The sequence below is a fragment of the Oceanobacillus saliphilus genome, from assembly GCF_023522835.1.
Lineage (GTDB): Bacteria > Bacillota > Bacilli > Bacillales > Amphibacillaceae > Oceanobacillus > Oceanobacillus saliphilus.
Map to the genome: position 1 here is coordinate 1 of NZ_JALCZU010000010.1, position 16,370 is coordinate 16,370.

Consider the following 16,370-nt stretch of genomic DNA (forward strand, 5'->3'; position numbering starts at 1 on the left):
ACTTGGTTAAATGCTATTTGTAAAAAAATTCAAATTATGGTAGGTGTATTAGAGTTACCCAAAAACTTAAAAAAAGTATTTGACATTGTACGCTAGACAGCAAAAAAGAGTGCAGCGATGCGCTCTTCTTTTGCTATTTCCGTAGCAGAACATGTGCATCATCAAATTGGAGACCGTGTTCCTTTGCAACTGCCTGATACGTAACGTATCCATCAAACGTATTGATGCCTTTAAGCAATGCTTCATTTTCGAGACACGCCTGTTTATACCCTTTATTTGCCAATTGCAACGCATATGGGACGGTTACATTCGTCAAGCCAATTGTCGATGTACGTGGTACTGCACCAGGCATATTTGCAACTGTATAATGAAGTATGCCGTGTTTTGTATACGTAGGGTCATCATGTGTGGTAATGCGATCACTCGTTTCAAAGTTTCCGCCCTGATCAATTGCAACATCAACAATCACAGATCCCTCCGACATTTGTTTTACCATTTCTTCTGTCACAAGTTTTGGTGCCCTTGCCCCCGGAATTAATACCGAACCGATAACAAGATCAGACTCTCGGACAGAATCTTGGATATTCCAAAAATTGGACATCAATGTATTGATTGATGAGCTAAAAATATCATCAAGCTGACGCAAGCGTTCCGGATTCAAATCGATAATGGTTACATCTGCCCCAAGACCGATGGCAATTTTAGCTGCATTTGTCCCTACAACACCTCCACCGATAATGGTAACCTTTCCTCGATTGACTCCTGGTATGCCAGACAATATGATCCCTTTTCCACCCTTAGACTTTTCGAGGAATTGAGCGCCAATTTGTGTAGCCATTCTTCCCGCCACTTCACTCATCGGAGTCAATAATGGCAACGAACGATTGGGAAGCTGAACCGTTTCATAAGCAATTCCGATCACTTTCTTTTCAATTAATGCTTTTGTCAATTGTGGTTCATTTGCTAAATGCAAATAGGAAAATAGAATTTGTCCTTCAAAAAGGTAATCGAACTCTTCCTGCAATGGTTCTTTTACTTTCATCACCATTTCCTGTGACCATGCTTCTTCAGCACCGTTCACAATGACTGCTCCTGCAGCGATATACTGGTCATCGGTAAAACCTGACCCTTTCCCAGCTCCTGCTTCCACAAATATATCATGTCCCCCATTTTTCAATGACAGTACGCCTGATGGGGCCATCGCTACCCTGTTTTCATTATTCATGATTTCTTTCGGTATTCCAATTCTCATTTTTGTCACCCTCCAATCTATGCATATATTCTAAATAATTTAAATATAATAATTGTATTATAGCAGATGGCTTGCTTCAAAGCACCAATTATAAGAAGGAGATTAGAATGGTTCGCTCCTTCTTTTTTGGCAACTAAAGCAACACCCAAAGGCTTGGCGTATGCCTTCGTTTTCTAAATGGACTTCGCTTTTATTTACAGACAGGTAAGCTCATATAACCTTACCTGCCCACATAAGTCTAATAAGCCTGTCACCAAAAGATTGGTTCAACCACGTTTTCCAGAAAGATAAGGAAGTACAAATGTTCTCTTAATTTTTCCGGTTGTTGAAGGTATGGATATTCTTATTGTTATGCAGTTGTTCAACAACACCACTCTGATAGCTTTCGTTCAATTGATTTCGTACTGCATCTACACCTTTGTCATCTTCGTAATGGGATTGTTTCTTGCCTGCTTTTTTGGACAACAGTCATCACCTCCATAAAGATAGTATTCCCGAATAACCGTAACAATGTTGTAAAAATATTGGCAATTATGGGATTGTAGCGTTTTCATTTAGGGTATATAATTAATATGAAAGGGGAGATATAGGATGGAATATAAAAATATTCTCGTTGCTGTTGACGGATCTGAAGCTGCTGAAAAGGCTTTTCAAAAGTCGCTGGACATTGCGAAGCGAAATAAAGCACGACTGATTCTCGCTCATGTGGTTGATTCTCGAACTTTTGCTACTGCAGAGGCTTATGATCGTACACTTTCCGAACGTGCTGAAGAATATGCAAAAGAACTGCTTGATTCGTATGTTGAAAATGCCAAAGCTGCTGAAGTTACCGACTTAGTAAGATGTATTGAATACGGTTCTCCTAAGGTAAAAATCAGTAAAGATATCGCCCAAAATTTTAAAGCAGACTTAATCATTTGTGGAGCTACTGGGATGAATGCTGTCGAAAGATTCCTTATCGGTAGTGTTTCTGAAAGCATCACAAGATATGCATCCTGTGACGTATTGGTAGTTCGATAAAATAAGCTCTATAGCGCTTTTGGGTACCTTCCAGAAGCGCTATAGTTGTACCATCTCGACGTCCTTTTTTATATCATGACAAATTGACCTGAGTTCAGGCAATATTATTTTTTTCATCGCCAGTTCCGCTTCCTTTACTTTCCCAGGCAAAGCAAATATCGCTGTGTTTCTTCTAACCCCTGCTATTGAGCGTAATCGAATTGCTGCTGCTCCAGTCTCTTCATAATTGACTTTCTGCAACAGACTTGCAAAACCTGGCATTTCTTTCTCGAGCATGTCGCCTATCGTTTCAATAGCTTTATGTTTTGATGATAATCCGGTCCCACCATTCGTAATAACGACATCTATTTCCGGATTTTCCGATCCGGCATCAATCATCTTTCGAATATCTTCAGATTTTTCTTTAATGATTTCCTTAAACTTAACATGATGTCCGGACTTTTCGAGCAGATTTGTTATCCGATCCCCAGCCTGATCCGTCTTCTCTGTTTTCGTATCGCTAATTGAAATTACCATACACCCTAAAGGTACATTGTCACTGCTTGCCATTGAATTTCACCTCCTGATTATACATATACCCATTTTTAAATTATTTTAAAAGGCTTTGTCATGGAAATTCATGACAAAGCCTTTAATCATTAGTTGCTTAATCTAACTGTATCTCTTGCAATCATCACTTCTTCGTTCGTAGGGATGATGATAACTTTAACCGGTGAATGGGGATAGTTGATAAATTGTTCTTTACCTCGCACATTGTTCAATTTAGGATCCCAATAAATCCCCATGAATTCAAGGCCGTTAAGGATTTTTTCTCGTATCGTTACACTGTTTTCCCCGACACCTGCAGTAAAGATAATCGCGTCGACCCCATTCATTTTCGCAGCATAGGATCCAATATATTTATGAATTCTTCCAGCAAAAACATCTAATGCTAGACCTGCGCGTGGATTGGTTTCGGATTTTTCTTCAATATCACGCAAATCACTTGAAAAGCCGGATAATGCCAGCATTCCACTTTCTTTGTTCAGCACATCGATCACTTGATCTGCTGTTTTACCCGTCTTGTCCATAATGTATGGAATGAGGGCAGGATCTATGTTCCCGGATCTTGTACCCATCGTTACACCAGCAAGTGGTGTAAAGCCCATGGACGTATCAATGGACTTGCCATCTTTAATTGCAGTGACACTTGCGCCATTACCGATATGACATGAAATCAAACGTAAATTATCAAGTGGTACACCCATTAAATCAGAGGCACGTTCCGATACATATTTATGTGACGTCCCGTGGAACCCATATTTACGAATTCCATATTCTTCATAGTATTCTCTTGGTAAGCTATATAAGTAAGATGACTTCGGCATGGATTGGTGAAATGCCGTATCAAAAACAGCGACCATTGGAACATTTGGAAGAATTTCTTTAAAGGCATGAATACCTGTTAAGTTAGCTGGGTTATGCAATGGTGCTAATTCTGATGTTTTTTCAATCTTGTCAATGACGTCATCTGTAATCAGGACGGAATCACTGAAATGTTCCCCACCGTGAACGACACGATGTCCGACAGCATCAATTTCGTTAAAGGATTTAATAACACCAGTGGAAGTTAATGATTCCAATAGCATTTTTACGGCAACCCCATGTTCTGGAATATCCGCTACTTTTTTATCTTTGTTACCATTTGCTTCGATAGTGAAAATAGAATCCTTCATGCCGATTCTTTCCACTAAACCTATTGCTGCAACAGTTTCCTCCGGCATTTTAATCAATTGAAATTTTAAAGAAGAACTACCTGCATTAATTGCTAATACGTTACTCAATGATGTCAACTCCTATATTTATTTATTTGTTTCAAACCATGCATTCATTTTCCCAAGAATGTCAGCCATTGCATTGGAATTTTTGAAGGATGGCATTTGTACAAGCAGCGGTTGCTTCGGCGTACTTGTATGTTTACCTTTTTTCTGCAAAATCAATATGCTTTTCGCACTTTTTTCTGTTTTAAATGCAGTTTCCGGCAATCGGATTACTCCGATAATATGAGCATACTTTTGAAGATAATCGTGCAGCTTATCTGATTGATCACTATCAAAAAGAAATTCAGGAACTACTAAAATCAAATAGCCTGCATCTACTGTGTACTTCATGCTCTGCTCAATTAAAAGATGGTGTGCATAAGAATGCCCGGAGTCTGCTTTTAATTGGAAATCATTCGCTCTCCTATCATCAGGATAATAACCGACAGGGAGATCGGCAACTACTAAATCTACTGGGTCCATTAGAAAAGGGGATAAACTGTCCTGATGAAAAAACTCGATCTGTTTCTTCTGCAGGTTTGCATTCAAAACTGACAGCTGTATAAGTGTTGGATCTACTTCACTTGCGTAAGCATGAACTTCCTGTTTTAGCTGACCAAGAACGGTCGTGAGCAGATTACCCGTACCACTTACAGGATCAAAGACTCGAAATTTATCTTTTTGCTTCGTCAGTTTATCGGCAAGATATCCGACAATCAGACCGACCGTGTCCGGCGTCATGAGATGCTGCTGTTGCGTCGAGCCTTTCATCCCTTTTAGAATAGTAAGCTGAATCGCCTTACGTACCTCTTCCGTCTCATAGGACCGAAAATTTATTTTTGAAAAAGCTTGTTGTAATTTATGTGATAGAATGTCATCCATATCTTCGGATGCTCCTTCATCGAGCAGAAACTCCATTGTTATGGATAAACTCTCTAAATATGGTTCATTTCGATGCTGTTGAATTAGTTCGGTGGTTTCATCCATCCACTCAAATAAGACTTCAACAGTTGACTTTTCCATGATCACACCTCCATTCGTTCGCAACACAACTTTACTATTGTACCAAATAGAAATGGTATATGTAAAAGAATTAGGAAGTAGGATTTCTCATTTGGTGAAATATTGAGCAACCTATCTTTTAAAAAACCACCACTCCATAATTGAAAAGCGCTGACGAATCGCCTCGCTTCATTTAGGAGGATAGGAAAGTTTATCTTCCTATCCGCCACATGCACGGAGCACCCATTTTGTTGACTATTGACTCTTAGGGAGGTTTAATAATCTAAAAAAGGCACTCCTAAGCCTGAGGTGACGGTTTTCATAGGAGGATAAACCCTGCCACTGTCATTTCTTATGTCATGGAGATTTCTTCTTAGTTCGCTTCTCTTGCCGCTTTTAATGCAGCTTCATAATCAGGATGGGAAGTTCCTTCTGATACATATTCTACATATGTTACCTCATCTTTCGAGTCAACAACAAAAACAGATCTTGCTAATAAACGCAATTCTTTCATTAATGTGCCATATTTTTCACCGAAATCTGCATCACGATGATCGGACAGTGTATCTACTTTTTCAATGCCATTGGCAGCACACCAGCGCCCTTGAGCAAAAGGAAGATCCATGCTGATTGTCAGTACGTGAACATTATCAAGCTTATCTGCTTCTTCATTAAAACGTCTTGTTTGTTCGGAACAAACTCCCGTATCGATGGAAGGCACGACACTGATCAATTTTACTTTGCCACTGTAGTCACTTAAACTGACTTCCTCCAGACCATTGGATAACACTGTAAACTCAGGTGCTTTGTCTCCTACTTTGATTTCGGGACCAACTAATGTAACTGGTTCCTGTTTGAAAGTAACACTTGCCATAGAATAAATTCCTCCTTTTATAAATCTATATTTATTATGGAGGATTACCGATACATATGTCCACCAAAAGGGAGTGAGAAACTGTTAAATTTATGTGAATCGATTGCTTTCAAAATAGTTGAAAAGCGTTACATACCTTCCTTTATGACAATCTAGATTATATATCAAAGTGAGATGGATTGGTTTTGTCTGCCTTGCCTTCTTTCTTAGAACCACTTGTATCATTAATGATTTGCTGCACTTTTTCAATTACTTGTGGGGCGAAATCAAGCATTTTTTCATAAAGATGCGTATTTTGATCCAGATGGACCATTTTTACGCCTTGTTCACTTACAATTAAAAAAGCTACGGGAGTAATCGATACACCGCCTCCGCTACCTCCGCCAAATGGCAGTGTAGCATCTGAATTTCCCTCTGCTTGACTGGGATGGAATTCACTGCCACCTGCTGCAAATCCAAAGCCCAGTTTCGAAACAGGAATGATGAGGCTTCCATCCGGTGATTTAATTGGGTCACCTATAATTGTATTTACTTCTACCATTTTCTGCAGATTTTGCATCGCTGTTGTCATTAAGCCTTCAATCGGATGTTCTTCGGTCATGATTTGCCTCCTGATTAAGTAAATTGATTTATTTTCTATTTAATTTTATAAGAGCTTGTATAGCTTGCCCGAAACGGATGGAAAACATGCAGTCAACGTCCGTCCGTAAGAACTTCTGCTGAAATTGGGGTTCCACATAAATATAGGGATGACAATCCAATCTAACTTTCTCCAGCAAATATCCAGTGATGATTCCTTTTATCGACCAAATACCACCACTTGCTAAACCAGTGGTAAACGCATCTCCTGTGCCTCCTGTCGTTATCCAGCTGAAATGATGCAAATGGACTTTCTTTAACATATCCGTCAATAATTGAGTTGCTTCTTTCCATGTTTGATGCAATGCTTTTATTTTTGCAGAAAAAGAATCAAATTTAATTTCTTCCAATAGATTTTTATCTGTCACGAAAGCTCTCAAATCATATTTCTTTTTAAAGAATCTAATCATAAATATAAATATGGATATCGTTACATGCTGGTTGTTCTCTACATATGTATACTGAATGGAAATGCGTACTTTTGAATAGAACAATACCAATACCAATACGAAAACCAAGATTACACCGGATATTGCGAGCAGCATTTATTTTTTCCCTCTTTCCAAATTATGCCTTTCACTTCTATTCTGCAACAATTCAACCATTTTTAAACGTTTCCTATTCTTCATTGGGATAAATCATTTATAAATGATATGATGAAGAAAAGATGATAGTTGGAGGGTTTAAAATGGGGAAAAACAAAGATTTATTCTTTTATTATCATGAAGACGGAAAAACGGATACGAAGGTGGAGAAACTGCAACGCCTAGCGGAAGAAAACGGCTTTCAGATTGTAAATGATCATCGTGATGCAAGTATTATCGTCAGTATAGGGGGCGACGGTGCATTCCTTCAGACGGTACGAAAAACTGGTTTTCGCCAGGATTGTATTTATATCGGAATGAGCCCGGAAGGTCAATCTGGATTGTATTGTGATTTCAACATCGATCATTTTGATGAAATGCTCCACTCTCTTAAACACGATGAATTAGAAGTGAGACGTTTTCCAATCATTAAAACAAAAGTAAATGAAGGTACAACTTTTTATTGTTTGAATGAATTAACGATCCGCTCCACTATTGTGAAAACGATCGTTATTGATGTCCATATTGATGACAAACATTTTGAAACTTTTCGCGGTGATGGGTTAATTGTAGCGACACCTACAGGAAGTACAGGCTATACGAAATCAGCCCATGGTGCAGTCATTGATCCACTCATCCCATGCTATCAGGTGTCTGAAATAGCCTCATTAAATAATAATCAATACCGTACACTTGGCTCATCCTTTATTTTAGATAAGACTCGCCAGTTGAAATTGGATATCATTCAGGACGGAAATGATCATCCAATCATAAGCCTGGATAATGAAGCATTGCCTATAAGGAAAGTCCAATCGATTGAAGTATCTATGGATGACAAAGTAGTTAAAACTGTCAAACTCAAGAATAATACGTATTGGGATCGTGTGAAACGGACATTTTTATAGAAAAGCATCTAAACTTTCGCATCCATAAAATAAGTTCCAACATTTAAAAGAGCTACCCTTGATTACAAGGATAGCTCCAACCATTTATTATTTAATTATTGTGGAGTTCCACCAAATTGTTGCTCAGCCATAGAAACAAGACGTTTTGTAATTTCTCCACCAACAGAACCGTTGGCACGAGAAGTAGTGTCAGCACCAAGTTGAACACCAAATTCTTGAGCGATCTCCATTTTCATTTGGTCTAGTGCTTGTTGTACACCTGGAACTAGCAATTGGTTTGAAGAATTGTTATTTGCCATGTTAGTTCACCTCCTTGGTACTTATAGAATGTCACAGAGGGAGATAAACCATGCAAAAATAAAATTGGTAGTTGTTGTTAGAATTAGAATAAATCAGTAAATGAATCCTCCACTTTTTTCTCATCATTAATCTTAATCGTCTCGATACCGTTTATCGCTTCTTCAATCGAAGCAGTAAAATCATACTTGGATTCATAGTAGTTTACTTTCTCTTTCCTCGGCTTTGTCTTTGGCGATTTAGGAACAAAAATCGTACAGCAATCTTCATACGGTAAAATAGATGTTTCATACGTTCCGATTTCCTCTGAGATTCGAATAACATCCTGTTTATCCATTGCAATGAGCGGACGGATAATTGGATAGTTCGTAACTTCGTTGATTGCATGCATGCTTTCCATCGTCTGACTTGCAACCTGACCAAGATTTTCACCCGTTGTCAGAGACAGGATAGATTCGTTATGACAGACACGTTCACTGATCCGAAACATCATCCGACGCATGATCGTCATTGCATAATCATCCGGCATTTCGCGGAAGATTTCCTGCTGGAGCTTTGTGAATGGAACGATATGGACTTTAATTGACTTACCATATTTGGTAAGTTGTTTTGTCAAATCAAGCACTTTCTGCTTCGCACGTTCACTTGTGAAAGGAGGAGAATGAAAATGAATTGCTTCCAGCTGGACACCCCGTTTCATGGCAAGATAACCGGCAACTGGGCTATCAATTCCTCCTGACAACAGCAAGAGGGATTTACCAGAAGTTCCAACAGGTAAACCTCCAAGTCCTGGAACAACACTTGATGTAATATAGGTTGCTTCAAGTCTGATTTCCACTTTCAGTTCCAAGTCAGGATGATGCACATCCACAGTTATATCTTCGGTATTTGTTAGCAAATGCTTACCAAGCACCTGATTCATTTCCTGTGATCGTACAGGAAAATCTTTTGCAATCCGCTTAACGGAAACCTTAAACTTTCTTACGTCCTCGTTTTTTTTCAACGCATATAAAGCTGCTTCCTTTATTTTCTCCAGGTCATTATCTACTTTGATTGCCAGGCTTAAACTGTGTATCCCGAAGATTTTTCGAAGCTTATCCATGATAGGCTCCGGATCATGTCCGTTTAACAATACGAACATTCTCCCCTGGGTGCGTTTTACTTTTGCGTCGGGAAATTCCTTAATTTTCTGTTGGATATTTTCCTGCAAACGAATAATGAACTGTTTAATATTTTTTCCTTTTAGAGCCATTTCACCATATCGAATCAAAATATAATCATATTGCATCGTCATCTACTCCAGTGCTTCTTTAAATTGTTTGATTGCTTTTACGAATGCTTCTGTAAATCGTTTCATTTCTTCCACCGTGTTATCATAGGACAGGCTCACACGAAGTGCAGTTGTCGATCTATCTCGACCAAATCCACAAGCCGCAAGTACTCTGCTCTCATCCTTCAGCTTTGATGAGCAGGCAGACTTTGTTGAAATGAAGATATCCTGTTCGCCGAGCATATGAATGATCACTTCAGGCTTTATTCCTGGAACTGACATACTGATAATATGTGGTGCTGCATTTTCAGGTGTATTTACCACTACCCCATCCATTGAATTTAATTCACGAATCAAGTACTGCTGCATGTGGTACAAATGTTGCATTTCATTTTTTTCACGTTCTTTAATTAAACGTAGTGCCTTAACGAACGAAACAGCCCCTGCAAGATTTTCAGTTCCGGAACGTAATGACTGTTCCTGGTTTCCACCATGAAATAATGGAAGCAGTTTTGTCCGCTTGTTTACATACAACATCCCCGTTCCATTCAGACCATGTATTTTATGACCTGAGAAGGTACATAAATCAATGCCACTATCTTTTAATTTCAAAGGAACTTTCCCAAGCCCCTGCACGGCATCAACATGCAGGAACAATTTCGGGTGTTTTTTTGCGATTTCTCCTATCTTTTCCACCGGCTGTATCGAGCCTGTTTCATTATTGACATGCATGATACTTATTAAAATAGTATCATAACGTATAGCATTTTCTAAATCATCTACTGATACTACACCATTATTATCGACAGGTAAATAAGTCACTTCAAAACCCAGTGTTTCCAAACTTTTGCATGTCTCATCTATGGATGGATGCTCAATAGTTGAGGTAATGATATGCTTGCCCCTGCCCTGATGCTGAAATGCAATTCCTTTTATGGCAGTATTATTTCCTTCCGTCCCACCTGAAGTAAAAACAATTTCTTCAGGTGCCGTTCCAAGAATTTCAGCCGCCTGTTTTTTAGCCGTTAAAAGAAGTTTCTCAGCACTTCCACCAAGCTGATGGATAGATGAAGGATTCGCGAAAAAGTTAGTTGACACTTGCTGGAAACTTTGAAGTACAGCTGGATCCGGTTTCGTAGTAGCACTGTTGTCCAAATAAATCATTTTGATAAACTCCTCACTGATTGAAACACAAAATGTAAGGCTGACCTAAGAAACTGGGAAATCCGGTCTCTTAATGACAGCCTCTTCGGTTATTACTTTTGAATTATAGTTAAGGTAAACTGTTTTGTTCTTATTTATTCATTACTGTCTGATTCTCTTCGATATGTTTTAATGCACCTGGCTCTACCTCTTCTACTGCTTTTGCTGCGTGTTCTAAAGACAGTTCATACTCATATGCCCTGAATAGACGCTCAGCCTCATGGAGTTTTGCAGCGAGAATTGGGTTATGGCTTCGGTATCTGTTTGCGTATTGAATAACCTGTTCCGTGAGATACGCCTGATCAAGCATCAATTCCACCTGTACTGCTGTTTGCTCAAGTGACTGTTTTGCTTCTGTTAATGCCTGTTGGACATTTACCATATCCAATGGGTACTTTTCCAATGTCTTGATGACCTGCTCATTTTTATTCAGTGCTGTTTCAAAACTGGACCAAATATAACTTGGGACCCCTGGAATATTGCTTTTCTTCAATCTTCTATTCAAATAGGAAAGCTGGTGACGCATCTCTGCAAGCTTTTCTCTTGCTTCCAGTTCATCTTTACGCAGGTTCTGTATGATTTTCTTAAATTCTTCATGCTTTATTCGCAGATCTTCAATCTTTTTAAAGCCATCTTCCACCTGTTCACGCAATTCGGAATGAGATTTATCTTTCTTCTCCATTTCAAAAGAAAGTTTCTCAAGCTGTTCCTTCAATTTGTAGATTGTCTTCCCTACCGATAAAAATCTTTCCATATCATTATTTTCTACATAATATGCTTTTTTTATTTGCTCTACTTCAAGTTTTGTCTCGTCAAAGGTACCGATAAGTTCATCTAGAGAATGCTCATACTTAGGGATATGTGTTTCCAGATAATTTCTCGCATGTGCTTCTGTTTCCAAAATCTCATACATTTCCTGCAATCTCTCTTCCATATCCACTATTGTTTGCTCTGAATCAGTCATGTCCCCATTATCCAATTGGAGGAGCATTTCTGAAAGTCTTTCCTGATATGTATGAATTTCTTTTTCAAAACCTAGATGTTCAATCCGGTAACCTTCTGTTCTCATGTCTTTCAGGCCCGAGAGCATATTGTCCAACTGAGAAGGCATATCATGTTTATACTTTTTATAGATGGTTGGAAATGCATCAATTGTTTTTTCCATTATTTGGATTTCAGATTTTAGTTCTGTAATCTGTTTGCCTGCTTCTATATAATCGCCTGACTCCACCAGTTCGTAGTATGCTGACAATTGAGCTTCCATCTTATCGAGCGCATCATCAAAATACTTTTCAGCTTTTCCATATTGATACCGGCTTTGGGAAAGCAATTTACGTAATCCTTTTATTAACGGGGACAGTTCTTCTGCTTCTTTTCTGCTTGTCTCCTCAGATTCAAGAAGTTCATCAAGCTCCTGCAGTATGTTTTCAATACTCTTTTCAATACCTTGCAGCGTCTCTTCGCCTTCGTTCAATATTGATTTTGCTTTATTGATTCGAAAACGGTCAGCAGCTTCTTCGGCATCGAATAGATGTTCTTCTATGTTTGGAAGTTCCCGGGTAATAATATGTTCCCAACGTTCTTTCCAGGCTTCAAACTTTTCTTGCGTTTCACCGGAAAGATTCAAGGATTTAATCTTACTTAACTGCGATGCGACATTTCGTCCCATAATATCCATTTTCCAACTTTCCAGGCGATCCACCCAGTCATAAATCCTTTTCCTTAAGAGTAGTCCGATAATGATTAATACGATGATTGCTAAAATTGTTCCAATAATGAAAACCATAAAATAAAATGCCTCCCAACCAGTTTCCATAAACGAGGTTTCCCTATCAAATGTTTAATTTTATTTGTATTTTTATTTATATTTTGGATTTTTTTAAAAATATCTTTACTATTCTAGAGATATTACTTATGATACCATGGATATTGCGTTTTTGGCTAAAAAAATGCAAATTAATTGCTAATTCGTCACGTTTTTTTAAACGTTTTCTCTATCGCCATCGTTCACTTTGAATAAATTTCCTTCTCCACTATAAAATCAATCCATAGCTGAATCGTATTTACATATTTTTTCACAAAAATTTGGTGGGAATATTCGCCGATGACCTGTTCTTTCCATTCGCTATGTAATATATACGGGGTAATGAGCATTCCTTTTAGCTGCATAAGCAAATAGTGACGCATATCTCCTTTCACACGACCATGAAGCACATCAAAAAAAGTTTGGCGAATATAATAATTCTCTTTGGCCAGATAAGTTACCGCCATTTCACGTACAAACACGGAGTCTAGTGAAAGCTCTCGTTGAATAAAGCATGTCAATTGGTGATTACTTTGTTTATAATGTATAATAGTAAAAATCAAATTGTTCAGTTTTTCCAAAGGCGAATGGGCAGTTGTCTTTTCCAATGATTCTTCGAGCGTTCTCAGATATTCTTCATAATAATTGGTCACTGCGTATTCCAAAAGGCCCTGCTTGCCTTTAAAATAGTAACTGATTAATGAAACATTAACAGACGCTCTCTCTGCTATGTCGCGGACGGAAGTACCATGAAATCCTTTTTGGAAAAACAATGATGAAGCGGCATCTATTACTTTTTGCTTGGTCGGGTTCTTTTTCATTGTTATCATCTCCTTATGATGCATGCGTAAAGAAACATCCTTATTATTACATGATTACGACAATGAAACTATAAATTCCTGCAATTTCTTCTCGACAAAAAGCATACACGTGTCGAACTTTGCCACACATACAGATACTTTAAGGAGGAATATAAATTGTTTCAAACTACACTCTATTCAGGTGAGAAAGCAAAAGATTACGAACTGTTGATTAAACAGTTGGATGCATTGAATGAAGGGGAAAATGACGAGATAGCAATTCTCTCAAATGCCTCCGCATTATTAAATCAATTCCTCTCAGAGGTTAATTGGGTAGGTTTTTACCTTTGGAAAGAAGATCAACTCGTGCTTGGACCATTTCAGGGCCTTCCTGCATGCATACGCATCGGCTTTGGAAAAGGTGTTTGCGGTACAGCAGTTAAAGAACGGAAAACACAGCGTATCGCTGATGTGCACAAGTTTCCAGGGCATATTGCATGTGATGGTGCGACCCAATCTGAAATCGTTGTTCCAATTATAATCAAGGATAATGTGTTCGGTGTTCTTGACATAGACAGCCCTATCACAGATCGATTCGATGAAACAGATCAAATATATCTAGAGAAATTCGTTAACACGTTGGAAAAACACCTAAACTAGCAACTCAATAACGATACGATTACAAAAATTCCAAAATTTTTATGTCACACATATGCAGATAAAAAAACTAGCAGCCAAGCTTAAGCTGCTAGTTTTTAATTACTTGGTTTTTACCATTACTTTTCGCTTCATAGAGCGCTTTGTCTGTACGCATGAACAACTTAAGCATATTCCGATCGCAACTCTCGCTCCATGCCGATATGCCAGTTGATAGTGTTACAGTTGGATCTGTCATCCGCTCAACCTGCATACATACAGCTTTGGCAAGCGTATACCCTTCTTCAAGTGTCATATTTGGTGCATAAATAGCCATTTCTTCCCCACCCCACCTCGCAGCAATATTACCAGTGCCAATATTGCTTTTCAATATGTTTGCTACTTGAATGAGGACCTGGTCACCTACATGATGCCCGTAAGTGTCATTGATATTTTTAAAGTCATCGATATCCGACAAGATGAGTACACCTCTGTCCCCTTCCAACATATGCCTTTGGATGGTTTCTTCCAAAAAGTTTCGTGAATATAACTCAGTCAGGTAGTCTGTTATCACTGCCTGTTCAAGTTTATACTTTAAAATTGTATTGGCCATTGCGAGCGTGGAATGCTGAATAATTGCCTGAATTAATTTATATTGATCAAAACTGAAATGATAGGATTCCTTATGCACAATCACCACAAGTCCAATTATATTCCCTGCCTGTATCATTGGAAAGGCCATTACAGAACGATATGGAAAGGGGGATATCCCATCTGAAAAGTTCCCGGTGAACAAAGCCTCTCTATAGGATTTTGTTTCTTCGTGCAAATAGTCCATAAACAAACTGCTTTCATCCGAATGAAAAAACGCTGAACTACCTGACAAGACTTTTGTTTTATTATCAAAGAACTGAATAAACCCGATCTCAGCAGCATTACATGTACTAAGAATCTGCTCTTTCAGAAGGTTTATAATTTCAGGAAGATCCAAATTTGAGTTTAATTGATGTGAAGTAGCATTTATAATTGTCAAATCTGTCACTTGATGCTTGGAACTTTGAAACAATTTAGCAGCTTCAATAGCCTTCCCTGTCAGATTAGCAAACTCGATGATGAACTTCTCTTCTGTTTTTGGAATTTGGTTTATAATTGAAGTACGGATTTCAAGAACCCCATAAATCCCCTGCTTTCCTGACAGTGGAGCATATATATAGGAAACGTCATTATCAGGAATGCTTTCTGCCTGCAACTCCCCCGTCAAAAATGCTTTTGTACTCAGCTTTTCGGAGGCGCTTATATTATATTCAATACTCTTTACAGGTAAAGTCGAGGATACCTCAACATCCTGAGACAAAAGAAACGTATAACTAATCTCCGAGTAATTTCTTTTTAAGGATGATGAAATTTCCGTTAAAATGGCTGTAATATCATTTGTCGTAAAAATACGCTTGCTCAGTTCATATAACTCATGATAATGAGTTGTGTTTCTTTCCTTAACACGAAACTGATTAATCATCGTAAGGAAATCGGTTGTGCTTTTTTCAATAAGTGCGAAAACCTCTTCAGTTGGAATCATGCTTGTAGAAAATCCAAAAACGAATAGAAAAATCTCATGATCAATCGTTGTATACTGAAATGTTTTAAAGTTTGTAACAGACATTTCCTCACGTAAAATATCTTTCCCAATAAAATGCGTTTTTATTGGGATCGTTTTTCTGAAGTGGGGAAATTCATGATTTGTTAATTGATATTTGTTGTTTATTTCATCATAATAATAAACAGCTGCATGTGAGGCATTGAGAAACCGCATCATTTGTTCACTTGCAATAGACATAATCTCGTGTCTACTGTAATCACTTTCCAACATTTTCGAGAGCATTACAAAATAGGACTCATTTACGGTTTCTTTCAGATTTTGAACTGAAATCATTTTTATCACCTGTTACTGTTCAGATTTATAAATATATACTAGTATAAAAGAGCTATTTCTGTACTTTTGTAATCCTAAAACACTATTTCCGAGATAAAATCTTTCGTTTATTATACAATAACTAGTCTTATTTTCCTACATAAAATCTGTGAATATATATTTATAAATCAATTCTTGACTTTATCCTTGTAAAATTATATACTATACTTTGTGTAAAATAATTAGGTAGCCTATGTGAACCGACGCTTGCACTCATTTTATTCCTCCTGTGTGGCTAGTGCCCCGAGGTGTATCGTGTAACTCTCTGCTGCTGGAGCGATGGTACATGAAAATAAAATGGACTGGCGTAAGGAAC

17 protein-coding genes are annotated in these 16,370 nt (G+C 38.0%); 3 read left to right on the forward strand and 14 right to left on the reverse strand.

What is annotated here, in order from left to right:
* Positions 1–133: 133 nt before the first annotated feature.
* Both ald and MN204_RS15545 read right to left on the reverse strand, forming a co-directional pair.
* Entirely contained in the window at positions 134–1,252 is a 1,119-nt protein-coding gene (gene ald, locus MN204_RS15540) for an alanine dehydrogenase (protein ID WP_249872005.1), read from the reverse strand.
* A gap of 309 nt (positions 1,253–1,561) precedes the next feature.
* Positions 1,562–1,717: a hypothetical protein gene (locus tag MN204_RS15545; RefSeq protein WP_249872006.1), complete on the reverse strand. Its 156-nt coding sequence runs from the start codon at positions 1,715–1,717 to the stop codon at positions 1,562–1,564.
* A 126-nt stretch (positions 1,718–1,843) separates the two neighbouring features.
* Between MN204_RS15545 and MN204_RS15550 the strand changes: the two genes are divergently transcribed.
* A complete protein-coding gene (locus MN204_RS15550) occupies positions 1,844–2,272 on the forward strand; it encodes a universal stress protein (RefSeq protein WP_249872007.1) in 429 nt (142 codons plus the stop codon).
* A 39-nt stretch (positions 2,273–2,311) separates the two neighbouring features.
* On the opposite strand, the gene MN204_RS15555 is transcribed toward MN204_RS15550, so the two are convergent.
* From MN204_RS15555 to MN204_RS15580, 6 genes are all read right to left on the reverse strand, one after another.
* Positions 2,312–2,821 (reverse strand): MogA/MoaB family molybdenum cofactor biosynthesis protein, encoded by a 510-nt coding sequence (locus MN204_RS15555; protein WP_249872008.1) that lies wholly within the window; start codon positions 2,819–2,821, stop codon positions 2,312–2,314.
* Between the two features lie 89 nt (positions 2,822–2,910).
* A complete protein-coding gene (locus MN204_RS15560; protein ID WP_249872009.1) occupies positions 2,911–4,095 on the reverse strand; it encodes an acetate kinase in 1,185 nt (394 codons plus the stop codon).
* Positions 4,096–4,113: 18 nt separating this feature from the next.
* Positions 4,114–5,094: a class I SAM-dependent methyltransferase gene (locus MN204_RS15565; RefSeq protein WP_249872010.1), complete on the reverse strand. Its 981-nt coding sequence runs from the start codon at positions 5,092–5,094 to the stop codon at positions 4,114–4,116.
* Positions 5,095–5,446: 352 nt separating this feature from the next.
* Complete coding sequence (gene tpx / locus MN204_RS15570; RefSeq protein ID WP_249872011.1) at positions 5,447–5,947, reverse strand: thiol peroxidase; 501 nt, start codon at positions 5,945–5,947, stop codon at positions 5,447–5,449.
* A gap of 157 nt (positions 5,948–6,104) precedes the next feature.
* Entirely contained in the window at positions 6,105–6,548 is a 444-nt protein-coding gene (ytfJ, locus tag MN204_RS15575; protein ID WP_249872012.1) for a GerW family sporulation protein, read from the reverse strand.
* 28 nt (positions 6,549–6,576) lie between these two features.
* Complete coding sequence (locus tag MN204_RS15580) at positions 6,577–7,131, reverse strand: DUF2953 domain-containing protein (protein ID WP_249872013.1); 555 nt, start codon at positions 7,129–7,131, stop codon at positions 6,577–6,579.
* 143 nt (positions 7,132–7,274) lie between these two features.
* Here MN204_RS15580 and MN204_RS15585 point away from each other — a divergent pair, with 143 nt between their 5' ends.
* Positions 7,275–8,075, forward strand: a complete 801-nt coding sequence (locus MN204_RS15585; RefSeq protein ID WP_249872014.1) for an NAD kinase — start codon at positions 7,275–7,277, stop codon at positions 8,073–8,075.
* 95 nt (positions 8,076–8,170) lie between these two features.
* On the opposite strand, the gene MN204_RS15590 is transcribed toward MN204_RS15585, so the two are convergent.
* From MN204_RS15590 to refZ, 5 genes are all read right to left on the reverse strand, one after another.
* Complete coding sequence (locus MN204_RS15590) at positions 8,171–8,374, reverse strand: alpha/beta-type small acid-soluble spore protein (protein ID WP_249872015.1); 204 nt, start codon at positions 8,372–8,374, stop codon at positions 8,171–8,173.
* Between the two features lie 83 nt (positions 8,375–8,457).
* Positions 8,458–9,660: a tRNA uracil 4-sulfurtransferase ThiI gene (thiI, locus tag MN204_RS15595; protein ID WP_249872016.1), complete on the reverse strand. Its 1,203-nt coding sequence runs from the start codon at positions 9,658–9,660 to the stop codon at positions 8,458–8,460.
* Between the two features lie 6 nt (positions 9,661–9,666).
* Positions 9,667–10,806, reverse strand: coding sequence for a cysteine desulfurase family protein (locus tag MN204_RS15600; protein ID WP_249872017.1), 1,140 nt, complete (start codon positions 10,804–10,806; stop codon positions 9,667–9,669).
* A gap of 130 nt (positions 10,807–10,936) precedes the next feature.
* On the reverse strand, positions 10,937–12,661 hold the full coding sequence (ezrA, locus tag MN204_RS15605; protein WP_249872018.1) for a septation ring formation regulator EzrA: 1,725 nt from the start codon (positions 12,659–12,661) through the stop codon (positions 10,937–10,939).
* A 191-nt stretch (positions 12,662–12,852) separates the two neighbouring features.
* Entirely contained in the window at positions 12,853–13,470 is a 618-nt protein-coding gene (gene refZ / locus MN204_RS15610; protein WP_249872019.1) for a forespore capture DNA-binding protein RefZ, read from the reverse strand.
* Between the two features lie 156 nt (positions 13,471–13,626).
* On the opposite strand from refZ, the gene MN204_RS15615 reads away from it, so the two are divergent.
* Positions 13,627–14,109 carry a free L-methionine (R)-S-oxide reductase MsrC gene (locus tag MN204_RS15615; protein ID WP_306798729.1) on the forward strand — a complete coding sequence of 161 codons (483 nt, stop codon included), beginning with the start codon at positions 13,627–13,629 and terminating at the stop codon, positions 14,107–14,109.
* Between the two features lie 88 nt (positions 14,110–14,197).
* On the opposite strand, the gene MN204_RS15620 is transcribed toward MN204_RS15615, so the two are convergent.
* Positions 14,198–16,015, reverse strand: coding sequence for a sensor domain-containing diguanylate cyclase (locus tag MN204_RS15620; RefSeq protein WP_249872020.1), 1,818 nt, complete (start codon positions 16,013–16,015; stop codon positions 14,198–14,200).
* Between the last annotated feature and the right edge of the window lie 355 nt (positions 16,016–16,370).